Source organism: Micromonospora musae (assembly GCF_003626545.1).
GTDB lineage: Bacteria > Actinomycetota > Actinomycetes > Mycobacteriales > Micromonosporaceae > Micromonospora > Micromonospora musae.
The window spans coordinates 713,667-735,823 of sequence record NZ_RAZS01000001.1 but is presented as its reverse complement, the minus strand read 5'-3'; the positions used below and the strand labels follow the sequence as shown (position 1 = coordinate 735,823).

At 71.6% G+C, this 22,157-nt stretch carries 23 protein-coding genes and 1 riboswitch; of the genes, 13 read left to right on the top strand and 10 right to left on the bottom strand.

Going from position 1 to position 22,157, the window contains the following annotated elements; all coding sequences use genetic code 11:
* Nucleotides 1-87: 87 nt before the first annotated feature.
* Nucleotides 88-226: riboswitch (cobalamin riboswitch) on the top strand.
* 81 nt (nt 227-307) lie between these two features.
* From D7147_RS03445 to D7147_RS03435, 3 genes are read left to right on the top strand one after another with little or no spacing between them, the layout of a single operon-like run.
* Nucleotides 308-1,246: an ABC transporter substrate-binding protein gene (locus tag D7147_RS03445; RefSeq protein WP_120673746.1), complete on the top strand. Its 939-nt coding sequence runs from the start codon at nt 308-310 to the stop codon at nt 1,244-1,246.
* A gap of 52 nt (nt 1,247-1,298) precedes the next feature.
* Entirely contained in the window at nt 1,299-2,375 is a 1,077-nt protein-coding gene (locus D7147_RS03440; RefSeq protein WP_120673985.1) for a FecCD family ABC transporter permease, read from the top strand.
* Between the two features lie 41 nt (nt 2,376-2,416).
* A complete protein-coding gene (locus D7147_RS03435) occupies nt 2,417-3,154 on the top strand; it encodes an ABC transporter ATP-binding protein (protein ID WP_120673984.1) in 738 nt (245 codons plus the stop codon).
* Nucleotides 3,155-3,294: 140 nt separating this feature from the next.
* On the opposite strand, the gene D7147_RS03430 is transcribed toward D7147_RS03435, so the two are convergent.
* From D7147_RS03430 to D7147_RS03410, 5 genes are all read right to left on the bottom strand, one after another.
* On the bottom strand, nt 3,295-4,062 hold the full coding sequence (locus tag D7147_RS03430; protein ID WP_120673745.1) for a VOC family protein: 768 nt from the start codon (nt 4,060-4,062) through the stop codon (nt 3,295-3,297).
* A 93-nt stretch (nt 4,063-4,155) separates the two neighbouring features.
* Nucleotides 4,156-4,893: an ABC transporter permease gene (locus tag D7147_RS03425; protein ID WP_120673744.1), complete on the bottom strand. Its 738-nt coding sequence runs from the start codon at nt 4,891-4,893 to the stop codon at nt 4,156-4,158.
* Between the two features lie 28 nt (nt 4,894-4,921).
* Entirely contained in the window at nt 4,922-5,830 is a 909-nt protein-coding gene (locus D7147_RS03420) for an ABC transporter ATP-binding protein (protein WP_120673743.1), read from the bottom strand.
* 127 nt (nt 5,831-5,957) lie between these two features.
* The gene (locus D7147_RS03415) at nt 5,958-8,039 is read right to left on the bottom strand and encodes a HelD family protein (RefSeq protein ID WP_120673742.1); all 2,082 of its coding nucleotides are present in this window, start codon (nt 8,037-8,039) and stop codon (nt 5,958-5,960) included.
* 207 nt (nt 8,040-8,246) lie between these two features.
* Nucleotides 8,247-9,047, bottom strand: a complete 801-nt coding sequence (locus D7147_RS03410) for a carbon-nitrogen hydrolase family protein (protein WP_120673741.1) — start codon at nt 9,045-9,047, stop codon at nt 8,247-8,249.
* 124 nt (nt 9,048-9,171) lie between these two features.
* Between D7147_RS03410 and D7147_RS03405 the strand changes: the two genes are divergently transcribed.
* From D7147_RS03405 to D7147_RS03395, 3 genes are read left to right on the top strand one after another with little or no spacing between them, the layout of a single operon-like run.
* Complete coding sequence (locus D7147_RS03405) at nt 9,172-9,753, top strand: ArsR/SmtB family transcription factor (protein ID WP_120673740.1); 582 nt, start codon at nt 9,172-9,174, stop codon at nt 9,751-9,753.
* Between the two features lie 43 nt (nt 9,754-9,796).
* Nucleotides 9,797-11,113 carry an MFS transporter gene (locus D7147_RS03400; protein WP_120673739.1) on the top strand — a complete coding sequence of 439 codons (1,317 nt, stop codon included), beginning with the start codon at nt 9,797-9,799 and terminating at the stop codon, nt 11,111-11,113.
* A gap of 33 nt (nt 11,114-11,146) precedes the next feature.
* Nucleotides 11,147-11,998, top strand: a complete 852-nt coding sequence (locus D7147_RS03395) for a menaquinone biosynthetic enzyme MqnA/MqnD family protein (protein ID WP_120673738.1) — start codon at nt 11,147-11,149, stop codon at nt 11,996-11,998.
* 103 nt (nt 11,999-12,101) lie between these two features.
* Here the strand turns inward: D7147_RS03395 and D7147_RS03390 are convergent, their stop codons facing one another.
* The gene (locus tag D7147_RS03390) at nt 12,102-13,037 is read right to left on the bottom strand and encodes a serine hydrolase (protein WP_120673737.1); all 936 of its coding nucleotides are present in this window, start codon (nt 13,035-13,037) and stop codon (nt 12,102-12,104) included.
* Complete coding sequence (locus D7147_RS03385; RefSeq protein WP_120673736.1) at nt 13,037-14,026, bottom strand: hypothetical protein; 990 nt, start codon at nt 14,024-14,026, stop codon at nt 13,037-13,039. The genes D7147_RS03390 and D7147_RS03385 overlap by 1 nt, the downstream gene beginning before the upstream one ends.
* 382 nt (nt 14,027-14,408) lie before the next feature.
* Between D7147_RS03385 and paaA the strand changes: the two genes are divergently transcribed.
* The 5 genes from paaA (at nt 14,409) to paaE (ending at nt 18,188) form a co-directional block, all read left to right on the top strand.
* Complete coding sequence (paaA, locus tag D7147_RS03380; protein WP_120673735.1) at nt 14,409-15,479, top strand: 1,2-phenylacetyl-CoA epoxidase subunit PaaA; 1,071 nt, start codon at nt 14,409-14,411, stop codon at nt 15,477-15,479.
* Complete coding sequence (gene paaB, locus D7147_RS03375) at nt 15,476-15,760, top strand: 1,2-phenylacetyl-CoA epoxidase subunit PaaB (protein WP_120673734.1); 285 nt, start codon at nt 15,476-15,478, stop codon at nt 15,758-15,760. Before paaA ends, paaB begins: the two co-directional genes overlap by 4 nt.
* 76 nt (nt 15,761-15,836) lie before the next feature.
* Entirely contained in the window at nt 15,837-16,562 is a 726-nt protein-coding gene (gene paaC / locus D7147_RS03370) for a 1,2-phenylacetyl-CoA epoxidase subunit PaaC (RefSeq protein WP_120673733.1), read from the top strand.
* Between the two features lie 46 nt (nt 16,563-16,608).
* Nucleotides 16,609-17,082 carry a 1,2-phenylacetyl-CoA epoxidase subunit PaaD gene (paaD, locus tag D7147_RS03365; RefSeq protein WP_120673732.1) on the top strand — a complete coding sequence of 158 codons (474 nt, stop codon included), beginning with the start codon at nt 16,609-16,611 and terminating at the stop codon, nt 17,080-17,082.
* The gene (gene paaE / locus D7147_RS03360) at nt 17,079-18,188 is read left to right on the top strand and encodes a 1,2-phenylacetyl-CoA epoxidase subunit PaaE (protein ID WP_120673731.1); all 1,110 of its coding nucleotides are present in this window, start codon (nt 17,079-17,081) and stop codon (nt 18,186-18,188) included. Before paaD ends, paaE begins: the two co-directional genes overlap by 4 nt.
* Nucleotides 18,189-18,312: 124 nt before the next feature.
* On the opposite strand, the gene D7147_RS03355 is transcribed toward paaE, so the two are convergent.
* The 3 genes from D7147_RS03355 to D7147_RS03345 are packed head-to-tail and all read right to left on the bottom strand — an operon-like array spanning nt 18,313 to nt 19,273.
* Complete coding sequence (locus D7147_RS03355; protein WP_147437323.1) at nt 18,313-18,627, bottom strand: hypothetical protein; 315 nt, start codon at nt 18,625-18,627, stop codon at nt 18,313-18,315.
* 2 nt (nt 18,628-18,629) lie between these two features.
* Nucleotides 18,630-18,839: a hypothetical protein gene (locus D7147_RS03350; RefSeq protein ID WP_158609264.1), complete on the bottom strand. Its 210-nt coding sequence runs from the start codon at nt 18,837-18,839 to the stop codon at nt 18,630-18,632.
* Nucleotides 18,840-18,877: 38 nt separating this feature from the next.
* Nucleotides 18,878-19,273: a hypothetical protein gene (locus tag D7147_RS03345; protein WP_120673728.1), complete on the bottom strand. Its 396-nt coding sequence runs from the start codon at nt 19,271-19,273 to the stop codon at nt 18,878-18,880.
* Between the two features lie 187 nt (nt 19,274-19,460).
* On the opposite strand from D7147_RS03345, the gene mqnC reads away from it, so the two are divergent.
* Together mqnC and D7147_RS03335 are read left to right on the top strand one after the other, a co-directional pair.
* Nucleotides 19,461-20,651, top strand: a complete 1,191-nt coding sequence (gene mqnC, locus D7147_RS03340; protein WP_120673727.1) for a cyclic dehypoxanthinyl futalosine synthase — start codon at nt 19,461-19,463, stop codon at nt 20,649-20,651.
* A gap of 244 nt (nt 20,652-20,895) precedes the next feature.
* Nucleotides 20,896-22,128 (top strand): hypothetical protein, encoded by a 1,233-nt coding sequence (locus D7147_RS03335; protein WP_147437322.1) that lies wholly within the window; start codon nt 20,896-20,898, stop codon nt 22,126-22,128.
* Nucleotides 22,129-22,157: the final 29 nt, after the last annotated feature.

The following is a 22,157-nucleotide window of genomic DNA, read 5'->3' as shown; positions in this document are numbered from 1 at the left end:
CGGGGCATATCGGTAACCACCGCCCGATCGACCCGGACCCCGACCGGTCGGGTGATCGGCCACGCTGGATGGGTTCGTTCATCGATCGGGCCCGCTCGACCCGTGCGCTACCGTCTTACCGACCGTTCCACAGCGAAGCCGGTGAGAACCCGGTGCTGTCCCGCAACTGTGATACCCCGCCACGGCGGGGACGAGCCAGGTCGCCTGCGGACCGGTCGCGACCCGCGCTCTCGAGGAAGGGCGCTCGCGGACGGGCGCTCGGCCCCTGTCGGCGAAGCACCACGCTCCTCGACCGACAGGAGGACCGATGTCCAGACGTACCCCTCGGCTGCTCGCCGCGACCCTCGCGGTCGCCGCGCTCGCCCTCGGCGCCTGCGCCGAGAAGGCCGACGACGCCCCCGGCGCCGGCAGCAGCAGCCAGTCGGCCGCCGCCTTCCCGGCCACGGTCGGCAACATCACCCTCGACGAGCGTCCCGAGAAGATCGTCTCGCTCTCGCCGAGCGTGACCGAGATGCTCTTCGCCATCGGCGCCGGTCCGCAGGTGACCGCGGTCGACGACAACTCGGACTACCCGGCCGGGGTGCCGAAGAGCGACCTCTCCGGCTTCCAGCCGAACGCGGAGGCGATCGCCGGCCGCAACCCCGACCTGGTGGTGATCTCCGACGACCGCAACAAGATCGTCGACCAGCTCGGCAAGCTCAAGATCCCGGTGCTGGTGACCCCGTCGGCGACCACTCTGGACGACACCTACCAGCAGATCACCGACCTGGGCACGCTCACCGGGCACCCCACCGAGGCGGCCGACCTGACCCGCCGGATGCGGGACGACATCGCCACGCTGGTGAAGGACCTGCCGCAGCGGTCGGAGAAGCTCACCCTCTACCACGAGCTGGGCACCGAGCTCTACAGCGCGACCAGCAAGACCTTCATCGGTTCGCTCTACGCGATGGCCGGTCTGGAGAACATCGCCGACCCCGCCGACGCCGACAACAAGAACGGCGGGTACCCGCAGCTCTCCCAGGAGATCATCGTCAAGGCGGACCCGGACTTCATCTTCCTCGCCGACACGAAGTGCTGCCAGCAGAGCGCCGACACGGTCAAGGCGCGCGCCGGCTGGTCCGGGCTCACCGCCGTGAAGAACAACCAGGTGGTCGCCCTGGACGACAGCGTCGCCTCCCGCTGGGGGCCGCGGGTCGTCGACCTGCTGCGGGCGATCGTCGACGCGGTCGCCAAGGTGCCCGCGTGACCGAGGGTCGACCGTGACCAGGGTCGCACCCGTGGCCCGCGATTCGTCGCCCATCCGGCCGGCCGAGACGCCAACCCCGTCCCGGCCGGCCGGCCTGCGACCGCGCTGGCTCGCCGCCGGGCTCGTCGCGGTCCTCGTCGCGCTGGTCGCCGGAGTGTCGCTCGGCCCGGTCACCATCCCACCGGGCAGCGTCGCCGCCGAACTGCTCAACCTGCTGCCCGGGGTGCACCTGGAGAGCGGGCTCAACGAGCGGGAGATCGCCATCGTCACCGAGCTGCGGCTGCCCCGGGTGGTGCTCGGCCTGCTCGTCGGCGGGATGCTCGCCCTCGCCGGCGGCTGCTACCAGGGCGTGTTCCGCAACCCGCTGGCCGACCCGTACCTGCTCGGCGTGGCCGCCGGGGCCGGCCTGGCGGTGACCGCGGTGATCGCCCTCGGCGGCGCCGGCTCGGAGGGCGCGCTCACCGGCCTGCCGCTGACCATCCCGCTCGCCGCGTTCGTCGGCTCGCTGGGAGCGGTGGCGCTGACCTACCTGCTCGGTGCGGCGGGCGGCCGCAGCCGCTCCCCGGCGATGCTGATCCTGGCCGGGGTGGCGGTCTCCGCGTTCCTCTCCGCCGGGCAGACCTACCTGCTCCAGCGCAACGCCGACAGCATCCAGGCGGTCTACTCCTGGCTGCTCGGTCGGCTCGCCACCGCCGGCTGGCACGACGTCCTGCTGGTCCTGCCGTACGCCGTGCTCACCGCCGTCGTGGTGCTGCTGCACGGCCGCGAGCTGGACGTCCTGTCGGTCGGTGACGACGAGGCGAGCAGCCTCGGCCTGCACCCGCAGCGCTCCCGCTACCTGCTGATCGCCGCAGCCTCGCTCGGCACCGCGGCGGCGGTCTCCGCGACCGGCCTGATCGGCTTCGTCGGCATCATCGTGCCGCACACCATCCGACTGCTCGCCGGGTCGAGCTACCGGGTGATCCTGCCGCTCTCGCTGCTCTTCGGCGCCGCGTTCCTGGCGCTCACCGACGTGGCGGCGCGCACCGTCGCCGCTCCCGCCGAGATCCCGATCGGCGTGGTCACCGCCCTGCTCGGTGGCCCGTTCTTCGTCCTGATCCTGCGCACCGCCCGACGGGTGCTGACGTGAGCGCCGCACCCGCGGTCGAGGTGCGTGACCTGCACGTCACCATGGACCGCACGCCGATCCTCGCCGGCATCGACCTGACCGTCGCCGTCGGCGAGTGGGTCACGGTGATCGGCCCGAACGGCGCCGGCAAGTCGACCCTGTTGCGCGCCGTCGGCGGCCTGCTGGCCGCGCCGGGCGCCGTGAGCCTCTTCGGTACGCCCATCGAGTCGCTGCCCCGGCGGAACCGGGCCCGGGTGGTGGCCACGGTGGCGCAGTCCCCGGTGGTGCCGCCGGGCATGCCGGTGCTCGACTACGTGCTGCTCGGCCGCACCCCGTACATCCCCCCGCTGGGGCGGGAGTCGGCCGCCGACCTGGCCGCCGTGCATGAGGTGCTCGCCCGGCTGGACCTGACCGGCTTCGTCCGGCGCGAACTGGCGACCCTCTCCGGCGGGGAGCGGCAGCGCGTCTTCCTGGCCCGGGCGCTCGCCCAGGGCGCCACGCTGCTGCTGCTCGACGAGCCGACCAGCGCGCTCGACATCGGCCACCAGCAGGAGGTGCTGGACCTCGTCGACCAGCTGCGCCGCGAGCACGAGCTGACCGTGGTCGCCACCATGCACGACCTCTCGATCGCCGGTGAGTACGCCGACCGGATGGTGCTGCTGGCCGAGGGGCGGGTGGCCGCGGCCGGAACGCCCCGTGAGGTGCTCACCGAGAGCCTGCTCGCCGAGCACTACAAGGCCAGCGTCCGGGTCCTCGACGGCGAGCACGGTCCACTGATCGTCCCCGTCCGCCGCCGCTGACCCCCTTCCCTCGACGGGCCTCTTTCACTGAACGAGTGGTCATTCCACCCGGAATGGCCACTCGTTCAGTGAAAGTGTCGACGCTCCCGGTGCGGCGGGAGGGCGGGCGGGTTGGGCGGGTGTGGGGTGGGGTGGGCGGGTCAGGGGGTGCCGATGTCGATGATCGAGAAGAGGGCGCCCTGGGGATCGCGGAGCGCCGCGAACCGGCCCGTCGGAATGTCCCTCGGCGGCACCAGGATCGTTCCGCCCAGCGCGGCGGCGCGGGCCGCCGCGGCGTCGGCGTCGGCGACCGCGAAGTAGACCGTCCAGTACGCCGGCAGGTCCGCCGGGAAGTCGTCGGCGAGCGGAGGCATCATCCCGGCCACGATCTGCGCGCCGAGCCGCCACCCGGTGTAGGTCATCGCGCCGACCACCTGGTCGTCCGGCTGCCAGCCGAAGACCAGCTCGTAGAAGACCTTCGCTCCCTCCGGGTCGGGGGTGACCAGTTCGTTCCAGGCCATCGCGCCCGGCACGTTGAAGACCTCGCCACCGGGCATCGACATCGGCTGCCAGACGCTGAACGACGCGCCGGCCGGGTCGGCGAAGACCGCCATCCGCCCCCGGTCGAAGACCTCGAACGGCGGCACCACCACCTGCCCGCCGGCCCGTTCGACCCGGCCGGCGACCAGCTCGGCGTCGTCGGTGGCCAGGTACGTCGACCAGATCGGCACCTGGTCGGGGATGGCCGGTGGGCCGGCCCCGGCGACGGCCTGCCCGCGCAGCTGGAAGACCGTGTAACCGCCCGCCTCCGGCTCCGTCGCCACCCGCCCGGTCCAGCCGAACAGCTCGGGATAGAACCGCCGGGCGTCGGCGAGGTCCGGGGTGGCCAGGTCGGCCCAGCAGGGCGTACCCGGCGGGACGGTGTTCACGGTGACCCCTCTCGGCTCGGGGCGGCACGACCGCCCCCTTGCCGGAATCCTGGCACCGTCCCGCCGACGTACGGGGCGAAAACGGACGAATCGTCAGCTGAACCGGCGACCCTCGTCCCGCCGGTACGCCCAGACGGCCAGCGACGCCAGCACCACCACCCAGACGCCCAGCATGCTCAGCGACAGCGGACGCATCGGGTAGTCACCGACGGTCGCCCACATCAGCTCGGCCGCCCCTCGGGTCGGCAGGTAGGGCGCGATCACCTCGATGAACCCCGGCGCCTCGCCCGGGGCGGAGAGCAGGCCCCCGCCGAAGGCGAGCGGGAAGAAGACGATCTGCGCGACCACGATGGCCGCCTTGCTCGGCAGCGAGTAGCCGATGGCGAGCCCCATCAGCGTGAACGGCACCGACACCACGGCGACGGTGCCGATGGCCAGCAGGAACGCCAGCGGCGTGATCCTTGCGGCGGTCAGCGTCGCGCTGATCACCAGCACCGGGAGCAGCGAGAGGTAGGTGAGCGCCAGCCCGGCCAGCACCCGGCCGGCGAGCCGTGGCCCCGGCCCCGCGGGCAGGGTCCGGGTGTACGGATTCCAGGGCTGGTCGCGGTCCTCGGCCACGCCGATTCCGTACTGGAAGATGTTGGCGCTCATCACCGAGAAGGTGACCATCGACGCGGTGGCGTAGGTCGCGCCGACCGGATCCTTCCCGGCGAACGGCACCACGAAGAAGAGCATCGCGGCGGCAGGGAAGAACGCGCTGCCGATGAGGGCGATCGGGATCCGGACGATCTCCAGCAGCTGGTAGCGGGTGTGGACCAGGGTGAGTTGCACGGCTTCCCTCTCCTGCGTCGGCGGCGGCTCAGCGGCCCGCGGTGGCGGTGACGGGTGGCTCGTCGCGCGGTCGTTCCTCGGCCGTGATGGCGAGGAACGCCTCCTCCAAGGAGGTGGGGCGGACCTCCAGCTCGCTGAAGGCGACCCCGGCGACGACCAGGTCCCGCACCAGCTGGTCGGCGTCGGTGGTGAGCAGGTGGTGCCGGCCGTCGATCAGCTCGCTGCGCACCACGCCGGGCAGCGCCGGCAGCTCGTCGGCGACGAAGCCGACCCGGCGTACACCGACCACGGAGCGGATCGCGTCCACGCTGTCGTCGGCGAGCACCCGACCGTGCCCGATCACCACCACCCGCTCGGCCAGCGCCTCCACCTCCTCCAGGTAGTGGCTGCTCAACAGCACCGTCCCGCCGTCGGCGTGGAACGCGCGGATGGCGTCCCAGAGGGTGCGGCGCGCCTCGACGTCGAGGCCGGTGGTCGGCTCGTCGAGCAGCACCAGCCGGGGACGGCCGACGAAGGCCAGCGCCACCGCGAGCCGTCGGCGCTGGCCGCCGGAGAGACCACCGGTCTGCCGCCGGACCTGGTCGGTCAGCCCGAAGCGGTCGAGCAGCTCGCCGCGGGGCACCGGATCGGGGTAGTGGGCGGCCACGAAGTCCACCACCTCGCCGACGCGCAGGGTGCCGGGCAGGCCGGTCTCCTGCGGCGTCATGCCGAGCTGCCGGCGGGACGCCGGGTCGCGCGGATCGCCGCCGAAGAGTTCGATCCGGCCCGAGGTGGGGCGGCGCAGGCCGACGATCAGGTTCATCAGGGTGCTCTTGCCGGCCCCGTTCGGCCCGAGCAGGCCGACCATCTCGCCGGCCCGGACGGTCAGGTCGACCCGGTCGAGGGCCAGCACGTCACCGTAGCGGCGGGTGACCTGGTCGGCGCGCGCCAGCAACATGCGGTGCTCCTTCGCGGGGTCCCGTTAACCTGCCGGCTCTCTGTCTACTCGCCCGGCGCCACCGCCGCTGCCCCGTCGACCGTGGCTCGCCGGGGCAGCGTGCCGGTGCCGAGCGGCCGGGGTCGTCTCAGTCGGCCAAGGCGGCCGGCAGCGGGTCGTGGTGCAGCACGGCCAGCCGGGACACCGCCCGGGTCAGCACCACGTAGAGCCGGTGCAGGCCGCGTGGTTCGGCGGCCACGATCGCGGCTGGCTCGACGACCACCACGTGGTCGTACTCCAGGCCCTTGACCAGGGTCGCGGGCACCACGGTGACCCGCACGGTGGCCGCCACGTCGTCGGCGGTGGTGGTCTCGATGCCCGCCTCGGCGAGAGCCGAGCGCAGTCCCGCCACCGTGTCGTCCGCCGCGATGACGCCGACCGAGCCGTCGTGCGCCAGGGCCGCCCGCACCTCGGCCACCGTCGCCTCGGTCAGATCCGGCACCGTACGCACGTCGAGACCGCCGTCCCGGCGCAGCGACTCGGCAGGGGGCACGTTCACGGCGAGCGCCGGAAGCAACCGGTTCGCGAGGGCGACCACGGCGGCCGGCACCCGGAAACCGATGGTCAGCGGGACCGCGACCGCGTCGGGCTTGCCCAGGTGGGCGAGGGTCTCCCGCCAGTCGGTGGCGGCCCAGGGGGCGGTGCCCTGGGCCAGGTCGCCGAGGAGGGTGATCGATCCGTGCTCGCTGCGTCGCGCGATGGCCCGGCACTGCATGGGGGAGAGGTCCTGCGCCTCGTCGATGACGACGTGGCCGAAGCCGGCGGGCCGTTCGATCAGCCCCGCCGCCTCGTCGACGAGGACCGCGTCGGCCGCCGTCCACTTGGTCGCCTTGGCGGTGCGCGCCGGCTTTCGCCAGAGCAGCTGCGCCTGCTCGGCCTCGGTGAGCAGACCGTCCGCGGCGGAGGCGAGCGCCGCCGGGTCGGCGAGGAGGGTGTGTACCAGGCCTTCGGGGGTGACCGCCGGCCAGGCGGTGTCGAGGAACTCGGTCACCGGTCGTGACTTCGCCATCCGGCGCAGCCAGGCGTCGCTCGGTGACTCCGCGCGCCGCGCCTCGGACTGCCGTTGCAGCAGGCTCACCACCCGTGCCCGGACCCGCTCGCGGCCGACACCGTACGGCAGCCCCTCCCGGCGCGTCTCCTCGATCACCCGGTGCAGCGGCTCCAGCCCGATCCGCCAGCGGAACGAGCCGTCGGACACCATGATCGGTTCGGTCGGCTCGCCGATGTGGGCCTCGAGCGCGCGGCGCAGCAGCTCCGCCATGCGTACGTCGTGCTTGAGCGTCGCCGTGGCGGGGTCCTCGACCGCGCGTACCGGCACGCGGGTGACCAGGTCCTCGACCGTGGACTGTTCGACCTCCACCTCGCCGAGGGCCGGAAGCACCGCCGCGATGTAGGACAGGAACGCCCGGTTCGGCCCGACGATCAGCACACCGGACCGGTTCAGCCGCTCCCGGTGCAGGTAGAGCAGGAAGGCGGCGCGGTGCAGCCCGACGGCGGTCTTCCCGGTGCCGGGTGCGCCCTGCACGCAGATCGAGTCGGCGAGGTCGGCCCGGACCAGCTCGTCCTGTTCGGGCTGGATGGTGGCGACGATGTCCCGCATCGGTCCGACGCGGGGGCGCTCGATCTCGGCGGTGAGGATCCGGCTCGTGGTGCCGAGCTCCTCGCCCCGGTCCAGGTGCTCGTCCTCGAAGCTGGTGAGCACGCCGGTGCTGAAGCCGAACCGGCGGCGGACGGCGACGCCCTGCGGGTCGCGGGCGCTGGCCCGGTAGAAGGCTCGCGACACCGGGGCGCGCCAGTCGAGCACCATCGGTTCGCCCAGCTCGTCGGTGACGTGCCGCCGTCCGACGTGGTACACGCCGACGACCTCGTCGTCGGCCTCGACGTCGCCGCCGTGGCGGCGTTCGGTGGCCGCGCCGAAATCGAGCCGGCCGAAGAAGAGCGGGGTGGTCGGGTCGTCGGCCAGCTCCTTCACCCGCCGGGCCATGTGGCGGCCCAGCTGCTCGGCGGTGTACGAGTCGCCGGCGACCGTGTCGCCGGTGGCGAAGAGGGCCTCCGCCCGTTCCCGCATCCGGCGCAGCGCGGCTCGGGAGCTCTCCAGGTGGGCTCGCTCGGAGGTCAGTTCCTCGTCGAGATCGGTGGGTTCGTGGGAGGTGTGGGCAGCAAGGGTCATCCGAGGCGACCTTCCGGTGCGTTCGTGTGATCGGTGACCTGGGCCGCCCGGCGCTCCGTCGAGGCGGTGTCGGCTGTGCCCGCAGGCAGGAGTCGCGCGTCGATGCGCGCGGTCGTCCACCCTACGCCTCCGAGCCGACCGGCGGCGACGGAATTTCCGGGCGGATCCGCGGCTCGTGGCGATGTCTGTTGCTGCTCGGGGCGACCGTCAGGCCGGCTCGCAGGCGTCGGGGCGGTACTGCAGGTCGACCACGTCCCGTCGCTGCTGGTCGAGAGTCCAGTCCGAGACCTGGGCCAGGTCGACGGTGACGCGGAGCGTGCCCGCTTCGCCGGGCGGCAACTCGGCGAGCACCTCGCCCCGTGGCGACACGACCATGCTCGGGCAGTGCTGGCGGGGATCGGCGAGGTTCACCGCGAACACGAACCGCTGGTTCTCGGCCGCTCGGCTGATCAGGTGGCTGCGCCAGACACCCGGCGTCGCCTCGTGGCTGGCGGCGTTGGTGAGGTAGACGAACGCCTGCGCGCCGGAACGCGCCAGGTACTGCCACTGTTCGGGGTAGCGGATCTCCCGGCACAGCTGCACGCCGACGACGAGCTCTCCGTCGGGCTGACGTACCCGCCGCGTGGGCAGTTCGGCACCGGCCCGGAGCGCCGCCGACTGTTCGTTCACCGCCAGGTTGATCTTCCGGTAGATCCATCGCCCGTCGGACGGCGGGAAGTGCAGCGCGACGTTCCACCATGCGCCCTCCTCGGGCAGGAGTGAGCCGCAGAAGATGTGGACCCCTCGACGTCGTGCCAGTTCGGCGATCCGCTCGATCGCGTCGGCGAGGTGTGCCCGGTCGAGCGTGGCGAGCGGAGACAGGTCCGGGGCGTACCCCGAGATGGCGCCTTCGGGCAGCAGCACGAGGTCGTCCGGTTCGCTCTGGGCCACGACCGCTTCGATGGACGCGAGATTTGTACGGATGTCCCACGGCGTCGGGATCTGACCGATGGTCGCGGTGATTCGCATCGTCCCTTCCTACCCGGGTCGTCCACGAGGCGCGTCGCCGGCGTTGGGTGAGGCCGTCGAGCACGCCTTGCCGCGCCGGGCGGGGCGGGCGACGAGGTGGGGGAGCGGCCGGGATCATGGGGGTATGACCGAGCCGCCTGTCGAGCGACGTGGGCTGAGGATCAGCGACCCGCAGGTGATGCGGGCGCTGGCTCATCCGGCCCGACTCGCGATCATGGAACAGCTGAGTGCGCTCCCGGAAGGCGCGACCGCCACCGAGAGCGCTGAGATCGCCGGCCTGTCGCCGAGTGCCACCAGCTACCACCTGCGGGAGCTGGCCAAGGCCGGCCTCGTCGAGCCGGCACCGAGCCGTGGTGACGCGCGGGAGCGGATCTGGCGGACCGTCAGCCCCAGCTGGACGGTGGACGCCGGTCGGGACGCCGGGCCGGAGGCGGTGGCGGCCCAGACCGCGGTCGTTGAGGCGTTCCTCGCCGTCGAGCTGAAGCGCAGCCGCGACTGGTTGCGGCGCGCGTCGGCCGAGCCGCCCGAGTGGTACGACGTCGCCCGGCTCTTCGAGAGCCAGCTCCTGATTACCGCGGCGGAGCTCGCCGAACTGACCGATGCGGTGGATCGGCTGTTGGAGCCGTATCGCAAGCGGACGCGTACCGATCCGCCGTCTGACGCCCGGACCGTCTCGATCTACTACAAGGCGCTGCCGCTGGAGTGAATGGGGGTTGCCCGAAGCAGTTGTGAAGGATTATTTTCGAAGTATGTCCTTCACAACTGCTTCCTCGCGCTGGTCGGACGTCTGGCTCGCCACCGCCGCCCGCGGCATCTCCAGCTGCGGAGACTTCCTCGCCGCGAGCGCCCTCACCCTCGCCCTGCAGAGCGCCGGTGCCGGCGGCCTCGCCGTCTCCGGTCTGCTGCTCGCCGCCACCCTGCCGCTCGTGGTGCTCGCCCCGCTGACCGGGCGGCTCGCCGACCGGGTGGACAGCCGCACACTGCTGGTCATCGCCGGGCTGGCCCAGGCAGGCATCTGTCTCGCCCTGGCGTACGCCGAGCGACCGGCCATGATGATCGCCCTGGCCGGGCTGCTCGCGGTCGGTCTGGCCGTGACCCAACCGGTGCTGGCCGCCCTGGTCCCCGCCATGGTGCGACCGGCGGACCTGCCCCGCGCCAGCGCACTTCAGCAGTCGGCGGGGACGCTCGGCGTGCTCGCCGGTCCCGCGCTCGCCGGGGTCCTGGTGGGCGGCTTCGGCACCCGCCTCCCGCTGCTCCTCGACGCGGCCAGCTACCTCGCCCTGGTGGCGGCCGGGCTGCTCATCCGTACCCGGCGGGGCGGTCGTCGGGTACCGGAGAAGGTGTTGGCCGACGGTGGGATCGAGCCACGCACCTGGCGGCTGCGCCGCGACCCGCTGCTGCTCGCCACCGTGATCGGCGTGGCCGGAGTGGTCGGCTCGGTCGGTGCCATCAACGTGGTGGAGGTCTTCTTCATCCGGGAGACCCTGCACAGCAGCACGACCATGTACGGGCTGGTCACCGGCGCCTGGACGCTGGGCGCGCTGGCCGGTTCGTGGATCTTCGCGCGGGCGGTCGGGCGGCTCCACCGCGACGGGGCGCTGGCCGGTGCCGGGCTCGCCCTGCTCGGCGGGTGCTGCCTGATGGTGCTGATCTCGGCGGCCGTGCCGACCGCGCTGCTGATCGTGCCGATCTGGCTGGTCGGCGGGATCTTCAACGGCGGCAACAACGTCTTCGGCACCGTGCTGATGGCCCGCCGGGTGCCGGAGGCGGTCCGGGGACGGGCCTTCGCGAGCTACGTCGGAGCGGTCCAGGGCGCGTCCATGGTGGGCTACCTGGCCGGCGGCGTCCTGCTCGAACTGCTCGACCCCCGACCGCTGGTGGCCGCCGCCGGGGTCGCCGGGCTGGCCGCGGTCGGCGTGCTGGCCGTACCCCTGTCCCGGGCGGCCCGCAGGGATCGAGCGGCGGGAACGCCGCGGCAGGCGCCCCGCACGGCGGACCCCGCGGAGCCGGTCGCCGCACCGAAGGTGGAGGCGGGGACCGCCGTCACTCCGGTGCCGGGTCGCTGAGCCGCACCCCACCGGCAGCGATACGGTCGAGCCATGGCTGAGCGCATCGCCCGTCCGCGGGTTGGACACATCCAGTTCCTCAACTGCCTGCCGATCTACTGGGGGCTGATGCGCTCCGGTGCGCTGATCGACGTGGACCTGCAGAAGGACACTCCGGACCGGCTGAACGAGGCGCTGGTCGCCGGTGACCTGGACATCGGGCCGATCTCTCAGCTCGAATACCTGCGGCACGCCGACGAGCTGCTGCTCCTGCCGGGCCTCGCCGTCGGCAGCGACGGGCCGGTGCTCTCGGTGAACATCGTCTCCACCCGGCCGCTCACCGAGCTGGACGGCGCCCGGGTCGCGCTCGGCTCGACCTCGCGGACCGGCGTACTGCTCGCGCAGCTGCTGCTCGGCGAGCGGTACGGGGTGCGCCCCGAGTACTTCCGCTGCCCGCCGGATCTGACGCAGATGCTGCTGGAGGCGGACGCCGCCGTGGTCATCGGCGATGTGGCGCTGCGCGCGCTCTACGAGGCGCCGCGCCGGGGCCTGGAGGTGACCGACCTCGGGCAGGCGTGGCGGGAGTGGACCGGCCTGCCGATGGTCTTCGCCGTCTGGGCGGTACGCCGGGACTTCGCGGCCGCCCACCCGGGCCGGGTGAAGGAGGTGCACGAGGCGTTCCTGCGCTCCCGCGACCTCAGCCTCACCGAGCTCGATCAGGTCGCCGAGGCCGGTGCCCGGTGGGAGCCGTTCGACGCGGAGACCCTGGCCACGTACTTCCGCACCCTCGACTTCTCCCTGGGTGAGCGGCAGGTCGCCGGCCTGCGGGAGTTCGCCCGGCGGGCCGCCGCGCTCGGCGAGGCACCCGCCCTGCCGCCGAACGGCCCCGCGTTCTTCGCCGGCTGAGCGACTCGAGTTTTCGGAGGTCGGGGCAGCCGCGGAGCCGGAGACCCCGACCCTCCGGAGCGGAGCGAGCCGACCGGGTGCCGGCCGGACGGTGCGAGCGGCGTCAGACGCCGGGGCGGAGCAGCGCCTCGGTGATCTTCTGGCAGTTCTTCATGCCGTAGTCGTAGCCCAGCTCGATCGGGTACTGCACCATCACGCCCATCGTCCAGGTGTCCCCGATGGCCAGGCAGTTGATGTGCATCTCCTGCTCCTGGGTCCGGTCGATCCACCCGTTCTTGATGGCGATCTGCTTCCGCTCGGCGGCCGGGAACGCCTTCCGGATGCCGAAGTCACCCGCACCACGCACCTGGCGCATCTCGTTGAGCAGCCAGTCCGTCCACTCGGGCCCCGCGGCCTTGCCCTCGGCGATGCAGTTGCCGAGGCGGGCGACGTCCCGAGGGGAGAGGGCCGTGCGGCTCCAGCCGCCGTCGGGGGCGACGCCGCTGTCCGTGAGGCCGCACATCGAGATCGCCCGCTTGATCGAGGCGGAGCGTCCGACGTTGTTGTAGAACTGCTCGGCGCGGGTGTTGTCGCTGTCCCGGATGACCAGCGTGGCGTCGGCCAGCTTGGCGTCGCTCGGCGTCTGCCCCTTCTCGTCGGCCCGGCGCAGGTAGTCGGCGATGATCCAGGACTTGATGAGCGACGCGGTGGTGCTCGTCTTGTTCATGTCCTTCGAGCCGATGATCTCGCCGGTCCGTCGGTCCAGGACGGCCCAGCCGTACCAGCCCTCGATGTCGAGGTCGAGATCCTTGGCCTCGAACGGCAGCGGCGGCAGGGACGGGCTCGGCTCCGCCGAGGGCCGGTTGCTACGGCCGGCTGCGTCGTCCACTCGGGTGCCGTCGGCCGTGCCCGCGCCCACGTCCCACGTCGCGGCGGCCTGGTCCCCGAACGGCGAGCCGGGCACCAGGCGCAGCCCGGCGAGCACCAGCCCGATGAGGATCACCGCGATGGCGAGCAGTCGTAGCGGGGACGGCTCGCGCCTCTGCTGGTCGCCGGCCATCAGAGCTTTCCGGCCGGTTGCTGCGGCACCTTCAGCACCGCGCCGGGCTGCGGGGTCACCAGCTGGGTGGCGACGCTGGCGCAGGTCCTCGCTCCGTAGGAGAGGCTGCGACCGGCCGGGTAGCGCATCATGACGGCGAGGCTCCACTTGTCGGTGACGGCGAGGCAGTTCACGTGCCAGTTGCCGTCGTAGCCGAGCCGGGTCCAGCCGTTCTTGATGCTGACCGGCCCCTGTGCCTTGATCGACGCCGGCAGGCCGTCGACGATCCCCCACTTGCCGCCGCCGTACGTCTCGTGCTGGTCGGAGACGCTGCCGCTGACCTTGCTCATCTCGTCGAGCACCCACTTGGTCCACTTGGGCCCGGCCGCCTTGCCGTCGGCGATGCAGTCACCGAGCCGGACGGCGTCCCGGGGGGACATTTGGGTGAAGCTCCAGTAGCCCTCGTACTTCTTCACGGCGCCGCGCTCGGTGTCGGTGAGGCCGCAGATCTTGATCGCCCGCTGGATCACCGGGTTCGGCGCGCCGCCGGCACTGACTCGGTACGAGCCGCCGGCGGCGAAGTAGATCTTGTCGGCCGCGCCGTCGTCGCTCTTCCGGATGGCGGCGCTCGCCATCGCCAACATGCCGGCCGACGGCTTCTTCTTGTCGCCGAACTGGCGCAGGTAGTCGCTGACGATCCACGCCTTGATCATCGACTCGGTCGAGCTGGTCGAGGTCATGTTCTTCGCGCCGGAGATGTTGCCGGTCTTCCGGTCCATCAGGGCCCACGAGAAGAAGTCACCGTCGAAGTCCACCGAGACCGGGCCGGCGGCCAGGGTTGGCGGCGGTGGTGGGCTGGGCGCGGGCGCGGCGACGTCGGCCCCGCCACTGCCGCCACTGCTGCCGCCGCCGTCTCCGCCGGAGAGGCGGGCGTACGCGGTCGGAACGAGCAGGGCGCTACCGAGGACTACTGCTGCGACGGCGAGCACCATGGTCACGCGGGAACGCATGAGTCGGTGAACTCCAGGTGTCAGGGCCGGGGGGACCGGCTTGCTGTCCGCACGGACCGGCTGATCGCCCAGGTCGGGAAGGCCCACGACCTGTTGGGGACGGTGATCGTCGCCGGCCGATCGGTGTGACGTCGAAAGTCTACGTCCGCAAATGCGATATGCCAGTGCTGGCGCCTGGCAAGTTGCGGTGAAGACGGGATATCGAACGGTTATGCGGCTTCTGCGAATGTTCATGTTTGTTTCGACACGCAGGTTATCCCGACTGTCCGTAAAAGTTCCGTAAGCGCGTCCCGGCGGAGGAGGCGATTCGATTCGGAAGTCGTCCTCGGATTCCTGTTACACCCCCTGGTGTCTTCGGGCGCGAGCTGTAACACTTGTCGTCATGTATGGCAACGACTTCGGCGCCCCGGAGGAGGCATCCGGCGGCGGCCTGCTCGGAGAGGTCGAGGCGGCCGAGGCCGCGCTGCGGGAGGCGGCGGCCCGGCAGCGGCGGGGCCTGCCCGCGTCCGACGACGACCTGGCGGGGTTCTTCGCCGAGATCGTCGAGGCCGACCAGAAGATCGAGCCCCGCGACTGGATGCCGGAGGCGTACCGCAAGACGCTGATCCGGCAGATCGCCCAGCACGCCCACTCCGAGATCATCGGCATGCAGCCCGAAGGAAACTGGATCAGCCGGGCACCGTCGCTCAAGCGCAAGGCGATCCTGCTCGCCAAGGTCCAGGACGAGGCCGGGCACGGGCTCTACCTCTACGCCGCCGCCGAGACCCTCGGAATCAGCCGCGACGAGCTGGTCGACCTGCTCCTCGACGGCCGGCAGAAGTACAGCTCCATCTTCAACTACCCGACGCTCACCTGGGCCGACGTCGGCGCCATCGGCTGGCTTGTCGACGGCGCGGCGATCGTCAACCAGGTGCCGCTGTGCCGGTGCTCCTACGGGCCGTACGCCCGGGCGATGATCCGCATCTGCAAGGAGGAGTCGTTCCACCAGCGGCAGGGCTACGAGATCCTGCACACGCTGGCGCACGGCACCCCCGAGCAGAAGGCGATGGCCCAGGACGCGCTGGACCGCTGGTGGTACCCGTCGCTGGCGATGTTCGGCCCGCCCGACGGTGAGTCGACGCACTCCACGCAGTCGATGGCCTGGAAGATCAAGCGCTTCTCGAACGACGAGCTGCGGCAGCGCTTCGTCGACATGTGCGTGCAGCAGGCCGAGATCCTCGGCCTGACCATCCCCGACCCCGGCCTGCGCTGGAACGACGAGCGGCAGGCGTACGACTTCACCCAGCCCGACTACGACGAGCTGATGCGGGTCATCAAGGGCGACGGCCCGTGCAACCGGGAGCGGATGGCGCACCGTCGGCGAGCCCACGCCGACGGCGCCTGGGTACGTGAGGCCGCCGCGGCGTACGCCGGCAAGCGGGCCGCGGAGAAGAAGGAGAAGGTGGCAGCGTGACCGATCCGTCGCCTCTGTGGGAGGTCTTCGTCCGGGCCCGGCGGGGGTTGTCGCACACCCACGTCGGCAGCCTGCACGCCCCCGACGCGGAGCTGGCCCTGCGCAACGCCCGGGACCTCTACACCCGGCGGCAGGAGGGCGTGTCGATCTGGGTGGTGCCGGCGAGCGCGATCACCGCGTCGAGCCCGGACGAGAAGGACGCCTTCTTCGACCCGGCGGCCGACAAGGTCTACCGCCACCCGACCTTCTACGACGTACCGGACGGGGTGGCTCACCTGTGAACGAGCGGAGCGAGCGAACCGGTCGGCTCAGCAGCGGAGCCCTTCACGCCGGCGCCGAGCGAAGCGAGGTGGCAGCGTGAACGGGCCGTTCGAGTTCGCGCTCCGGCTCGGCGACGACGCGTTGATCGCCGCGCAGCGGCTGGCCGAGTGGACCACCCGCGCCCCGGAGATGGAGGAGGACATCGCGCTGGCGAACATCGCCCTCGACCAGCTCGGCGCGGCCCGGCTCCTGCTGACGTACGCGGGCGAGCTGGAGGGCGCCGGTCGGGACGAGGACGCCCTCGCCTACCTGCGCGACGACCGGGAGTTCCGCAACTGTCTCCTGGTCGAGCTCCCGAACGACGACTTCGCGGTCACCATGGCGAAGCTGCTCTTCCTGTCGGCGTACCAGCTGCCGCTCTACACCGCGCTCGCGGAGTGCGCCGACGAGCGGCTCACCGCCATCGGGTCCAAGGCGCGCAAGGAGTCGGCGTACCACTTGGACCACGCCTCGCTCTGGGTGAAGCGGCTCGGTGACGGCACCGAGGAGTCGCACCGCCGGATGCAGGCGGCCGCCGACCAGGTGTGGCCGTACGTGGCGGAGCTCTTCACCCCCGACCCGGGCGCGCCCGTCGACCCGGCCACCCTGCGGGCGGAGTTCGACGCCACCGTGACGGCGGTGCTGACCGAGGCCACGCTTGCCCGGCCCGAGTCCGGCTGGGCGCCGGCCGGCGGGCGGGACGGCCTGCACACCGAGCACCTGTCGTACCTGCTCGCCGAGATGCAGGTGCTGCACCGCGCCCACCCCGGAGCGAAGTGGTGACCACGGCGACGCGCGGCGCCGCCCTCACCCGCCGTGCGGGGCACCGGTGAATCCGAGGGAGGCGGCGGCCGCGGTGGTGGATCCGGAGATCCGGGTGCTCACCATCGACGAGCTGGGCATCCTGCGGTCGGTCGAGGAGGATCCGGCGACCGGCCGGGTGGTCGTCACCATCACCCCCACGTACACGGGCTGCCCGGCGATGGACGTGATCCGCGCCGACATCCGCCGCGCGCTGAACGTGGCCGGGCACCCGGACGCCGAGGTCCGCACCGTCCACTCCCCGGCGTGGAGCACCGACTGGATCTCCGAGTCCGGCCGGTCGAAGCTGGCCGCCGCCGGGATCGCGCCGCCGCAGCCGGTGCGTCGGCCCGGGGTCGTACCCCTCACCCTCACCCTGCGCTGCCCCCGCTGTGGCTCGCCGGAGACCGAGCAGCTCAGCCGCTTCGGCTCCACCGCGTGCAAGGCGCTCTGGCGATGCCGCTCCTGCTCCGAACCCTTCGACCACCTGAAGGCGCTGTGACTGTCACCATCACCCGACCGGTCCGTCGCCGGCCCGTCTTCCACCCGCTCCCGGTCGCCGCGGTCGACCGGCTCAGCGACGACGCCGTGGCGATCACCTTCGCCGTGCCCGAGGAGTTGCGGGACACCTTCGCGTTCCGGGCCGGGCAGCACCTGACCGTCCGGCGGATCGCCGAGGACGACACCGACGTGCGCCGGTCGTACTCCATCTGCTCCACCCCGGACGACCTGGCCCGGCACGGCCGGCTGCGGATCGGCGTGCGGGAGGTCCCCGGTGGGGCCTTCTCCACCTTTGCCTGCGGGGAGCTGCGGCTCGGCGAGACCGTCGAGGTGCTGCCCCCGCTCGGTCACTTCACGTCGGCGTTCGACCCGGGTCGCGCCCGCCACTACGGCGCGGTGGTCGCCGGCTCCGGCATCACCCCGGTGCTGGCGCTGGTCGCGACGGCGCTCGCCGTCGAGCCGGCCAGCACCTTCACCCTGGTGTACGGCAACCGGCGGACGAACACCGTGATGTTCGCCGAGGAGCTGGCCGACCTGAAGGACCGGTACCCCAGCCGGCTGCACCTGGTGCACGTGCTCTCCCGGGAGCAGGGCGAGTCGCCGCTGCTCTCCGGCCGGATCGACGCCGACCGGATGGGCCGGTTGCTGGAGACGATCGTGCCGGGTGGCCACATCGAGGAGTGGTTCCTCTGCGGCCCGTACGGCATGGTGCTCGACGTCCGGGAGACGCTCGGCGCGCGTGGCGTGCCGGAGTCGGCGGTACACACGGAGCTGTTCCACGTCGACGCGCCGCCGGAGCCGCCGCGCCGCCCCGCCGACGAGGCGGGCGCGGGCACGGAGGTGACGATCGTGCTGGAGGGGCGCTCGTCGAGCCTCACCATGCGCCGCGACGAACGGGTGCTGGACGCCGCGTTGAAGGTTCGCGGCGAGCTGCCGTACGCCTGCAAGGGCGGCGTCTGCTCGACCTGCCGGGCGAAGGTGGTGGAGGGCGAGGTCGAGATGGCCCGCAACTACGCCCTGGAGCCGGACGAGATCGCGGCCGGCTACGTGCTGACGTGTCAGTCGAGCCCGGTCACCGACAGGCTCGTGGTCGACTACGACGCGTGAGGACGATGTCTCGCGCAGGTTGTAGGCCACGATGAGTGCAGGTAGGCTTTAACCGCCAGGAGCAGTAGCCCTTGGAAGTGGACCCGGCAGCCTTCCGGACGGTGGGTGGGCCGGGTTTCGCGTTTCACAGCCGATATGACTCGACGACCGTCCGCTGAACGGCCGCCCTCCAGCGTCCACGCTTGGCCCAGCACCACGCCAGCGCGTCGGGGATCGCGAGCAGACACTCCTCGTGGGCGCGTAGGTGGTCGTACCGGACCGTGTCGGACAGCCCAGCCTTCTGAACCTCATCGAACAAGAGTCGGCGATCGGCCTTGATAGTCGAGTCGTCCTGCTCAATGACCAGCCGTGCTGCGCCAATCTTGCCGGCGTAGGCGACAAGTCGCACCAGGCTCGCGTCGCGAGCGGCTTTCATGTTCGGGTGGTCACTTGCATCCAAGATCACCGCTTGTACACCGATCCCGTTGATCGCACCGACGGTCTGCCGGCGTCTGTCGTCACGTTCTTGTGAAAGTGAATTCGGCGCTGGTTGGGCAGGATGAGGCTGCGCATCACCTTGCGGGCGGGTGCGAGATCTCGTGTGAGGACGACGGCGGCGGCGACGAGAAGTCCCCGCTCCTTGGTCTCGTCCACGAATATGTGAGCGCTCATCATCCACCTCCTTTCGTCAGGTCTTGGCTGTCGGTCGCTCAGGCGTTGACGATCTCGCGAATGCGCCTGAGGCGTTCTGCGGGGCTGAGCGCTGTCAGGTTGCCAGCTCCGAGCCCGTCCAGTACGCCTCGCACATCACATTCGTCGGGCTGAAGAACGGCGTCGATCACCCTCGCTCGTGCCCCGCCATCACGTTGGTAGATCCAGACCGTCTGCCACTGGCGTGGCTCGGCGTTCAGTTCGGCGTTGAGCCGGTCGGGAGGAAAGAATCCGAGCCCCGCTGCTTTGAGCGCGTCCGCGATCTCGGCGAGTACCCAACGGCCCAGCTTCTTGTAACCGAGTTCGTCTCGCAGTTCGCCGAGAGTTGCCTCAGTGAGGCCTCCAGCCTCCCGGCACCGAGTCGTGATGCTCAGGGCCAGCTCGTCGTCGCCCATTGCTGCCTCCGGGAGATGAGCGGAGTTTGTAAATATGATAGAGATGAATGTCGCCTAAGTTTGTCAACGAGGCGAGTACATCTTGTTTCTGATCTTGAAATTGATTTGCTGGCCGCCGGGCTCGGGGCACTCATCGGCCGGAACGCCCGTCCAAGGCCGTATCCGCCGGTCGGCGTAGGCTCGGGGGGTGATGGTGAGCCGGGAGATCGACGACATCCTGCAGCGCGGTGCGGACGGCGGGCGGATCACGCCCGAGGAGGCTCTGCTCCTCTACACCGACGCGCCCTTCCACGCCCTCGGTGAGGCGGCCGACGCCGTGCGCCGTCGCCGCTATCCGGACAACATCGTCACGTACCTGATCGACCGCAACATCAACTACACGAACGTCTGCGTGACGGCGTGCAAGTTCTGCGCCTTCTTCCGCGCGCCGAAGCACAGCGAGGGCTGGAGCCACTCGACGGAGGAGATCCTGCGTCGCTGCGGCGAGGCGGTCGACCTGGGCGCCACCCAGGTGATGCTCCAGGGTGGGCACCACCCGGAGTACGGCGTGGAGTACTACGAGGAGCTCTTCTCCGCGGTCAAGCAGGCCTACCCGCAGCTGGCGATCCACTCGATCGGCCCGAGCGAGATCCTGCACATGGCGAAGGTCTCCGGGGTGAGCCTGGACGAGGCGATCGCCCGGATCAAGGCGGCCGGTCTCGACTCCATCGCCGGCGCGGGCGCGGAGATGCTGCCCGAGCGGCCGCGTAAGGCCATCGCTCCGCTGAAGGAGTCCGGCGACCGCTGGCTGGAGGTCATGGAGCTGGCGCACCGGCAGGGTCTCGAGTCGACCGCGACGATGATGATGGGCACCGGCGAGACGAACGCCGAGCGGATCGAGCACCTGCGGATGATCCGTGACGTGCAGGACCGCACCGGCGGCTTCCGCGCCTTCATCCCGTGGACGTACCAGCCGGAGAACAACCACCTGAAGGGGCGTACCCAGGCGACCCGGCTGGAGTACCTGCGCCTGATCGCGGTGGCCCGGCTCTTCTTCGAGACCGTGCCGCACCTGCAGGCCTCCTGGCTGACCACCGGCAAGGACGTCGGCCAGCTCGCGCTGCACATGGGGGTCGACGACCTCGGCTCGATCATGCTGGAGGAGAACGTCATCTCCTCGGCCGGCGCCCGGCACCGGTCCAACCTGCACGAGCTGATCGAGATGATCCGTACGGCCGGCCGGATCCCGGCCCAGCGGGACACCCTCTACCACCGGCTCGCCGTGCACTGGACGCCGGAGGACGACCCGACCGACGACCGGGTGGTCTCGCACTTCTCCTCGATCGCCCTGCCCGGTGGGGGCGTCGGCAAGTCCCTGCCGCTGGTCCAGGCGAACTGACGCGTTCCGCGGTCCGCCACGCCGGTACGGCGAGGCGTGGCCGGGAGGGCAGGTCCCGCTTCTGGGGTCGTTCAGATCGGCCGGGGTGCAGTGGGCGGTGCGGGTGACAGTTGCGCCCACACCGCCCGAGGCGACCGGTACGGACGGACGAATTCCCCGCCTCGCGCTGGCGTAACGCATCGACGTTCGATAACGTCCGCTCGGTCCGCAGGCTGCTCCTCTCCTTCCCGGCCCAGGGGGACCGATGACACCCTTCCGCCGTTCACCCGTGGCAGGCGTCGTCGTCCTGCTGGCCGCCGCCGGTCTCGTCGTTCCGGCGCTGCCCGCGTACGCCGAGGAGCCGGTCGTCGACGTTGGGGTCACCGTCGTCGGCACCCGGCTCGCCGCGAACCGCACCGACAAGATCGCCGTGGTGAAGGTCAGCAATCACGGCACGGTGACGCCCGACCTCCTCGCGCTCGACTACGACGCCGGGGACGTCGACTCCGGCAAGGTGCGGATCGACCCGCTGCTCGACGAGTGCGATGTCGACGGTGACGAGCAGGACGAGCGCTGGAGCTGCCCGCTGCGCGGGGAGCAGATCCCCGGGCCGGGGGAGACGGTCGAGCTGCCGCTGCTGGTCATCAAGACCACCGACCAGCTCACCGAGGCGTACCGGGCGACGCTGGCGGTCTCCGTCACGCCGTGGAGCGACGGGAAGCCGTTGACCGACGCCGATCCGGCGAACAACGGTGCCGAGCACGTGATCGAACTCGCCACGGTGAGCGGCGGCGACCTGACGGTCGTGGCGCCGGACATCACCCGCGAGATCGATCCCGCCGACGCGTTCGACGACGACCCGCAGTCCGCCCCGCTCAATCCGGGCGATCGGACGGTGGCCTCCGCGTACGTCGTCAACCAGGGCGACTGGTTCGCGATGACGCTGTCGCTGCGCATGACGGTGCCGGCGGGCCTCACCTTCGAGGAGCGCGACGGTGACTGCGGGACCAGCGCCGATCTGCGGACGATGACCTGCCTGATCGAGCCCGGCAACCTGACGTCGCGGGAGGGTGTGCAGATCCTCTTCCCGGTCCGGGTCGCCTCCGATCTGGACGCGCCGGCGACCTACTCCGGTGGCACGGTGACGGTGTCGGGAACCAACTTCACCCGCCCCCCGGATGAGGAGGCGGCGCGTCGGGCTGCCGCCCTGCCCTCGTACGTGCGCAAGGTGTCCAACCTGCCGCCGATCCCGGACGATGTCGATGCCAGTGACAACACCGACGAGTTCGCGGCGGTGGTCACGGCCGCCGCCGGCGGCGGACCCGGCGAGGGTGGCGGCGGTGGCGACGTCGGCGGTCTGCCGGTGACCGGTCCGCAGGCCCGACTCATCGGGGGGATCGGGGTGTCCGTGCTGTTCGCCGGTGTCGTGCTGATCCTGGTCGCACGCCGGCGCCGGGTGGTGCTGGTCGCGCCGCAGGACGAGCAGCCAGCGGCCTGAGGCCCGGCACCCGCAGCCGCGGGGACGGC

What these genes read in the sequence shown, in the direction of transcription:
- D7147_RS03445 (WP_120673746.1), top strand. Translation starts at nt 308, where the DNA reads ATGTCCAGACGTACCCCTCGGCTGCTCGCCGCGACCCTCGCGGTCGCC.
- D7147_RS03435 (WP_120673984.1), top strand. Translation starts at nt 2,417, where the DNA reads ATGGACCGCACGCCGATCCTCGCCGGCATCGACCTGACCGTCGCCGTC.
- D7147_RS03420 (WP_120673743.1), bottom strand. Translation starts at nt 5,830, where the DNA reads ATGTTGCTGGCGCGCGCCGACCAGGTCACCCGCCGCTACGGTGACGTG.
- D7147_RS03415 (WP_120673742.1), bottom strand. Translation starts at nt 8,039, where the DNA reads ATGACCCTTGCTGCCCACACCTCCCACGAACCCACCGATCTCGACGAG.
- D7147_RS03410 (WP_120673741.1), bottom strand. Translation starts at nt 9,047, where the DNA reads ATGCGAATCACCGCGACCATCGGTCAGATCCCGACGCCGTGGGACATC.
- D7147_RS03405 (WP_120673740.1), top strand. Translation starts at nt 9,172, where the DNA reads ATGACCGAGCCGCCTGTCGAGCGACGTGGGCTGAGGATCAGCGACCCG.
- D7147_RS03400 (WP_120673739.1), top strand. Translation starts at nt 9,797, where the DNA reads ATGTCCTTCACAACTGCTTCCTCGCGCTGGTCGGACGTCTGGCTCGCC.
- D7147_RS03395 (WP_120673738.1), top strand. Translation starts at nt 11,147, where the DNA reads ATGGCTGAGCGCATCGCCCGTCCGCGGGTTGGACACATCCAGTTCCTC.
- D7147_RS03390 (WP_120673737.1), bottom strand. Translation starts at nt 13,037, where the DNA reads ATGGCCGGCGACCAGCAGAGGCGCGAGCCGTCCCCGCTACGACTGCTC.
- D7147_RS03385 (WP_120673736.1), bottom strand. Translation starts at nt 14,026, where the DNA reads ATGCGTTCCCGCGTGACCATGGTGCTCGCCGTCGCAGCAGTAGTCCTC.
- paaA (WP_120673735.1), top strand. Translation starts at nt 14,409, where the DNA reads ATGTATGGCAACGACTTCGGCGCCCCGGAGGAGGCATCCGGCGGCGGC.
- D7147_RS03350 (WP_158609264.1), bottom strand. Translation starts at nt 18,839, where the DNA reads ATGAGCGCTCACATATTCGTGGACGAGACCAAGGAGCGGGGACTTCTC.
- D7147_RS03345 (WP_120673728.1), bottom strand. Translation starts at nt 19,273, where the DNA reads ATGGGCGACGACGAGCTGGCCCTGAGCATCACGACTCGGTGCCGGGAG.
- D7147_RS03335 (WP_147437322.1), top strand. Translation starts at nt 20,896, where the DNA reads ATGACACCCTTCCGCCGTTCACCCGTGGCAGGCGTCGTCGTCCTGCTG.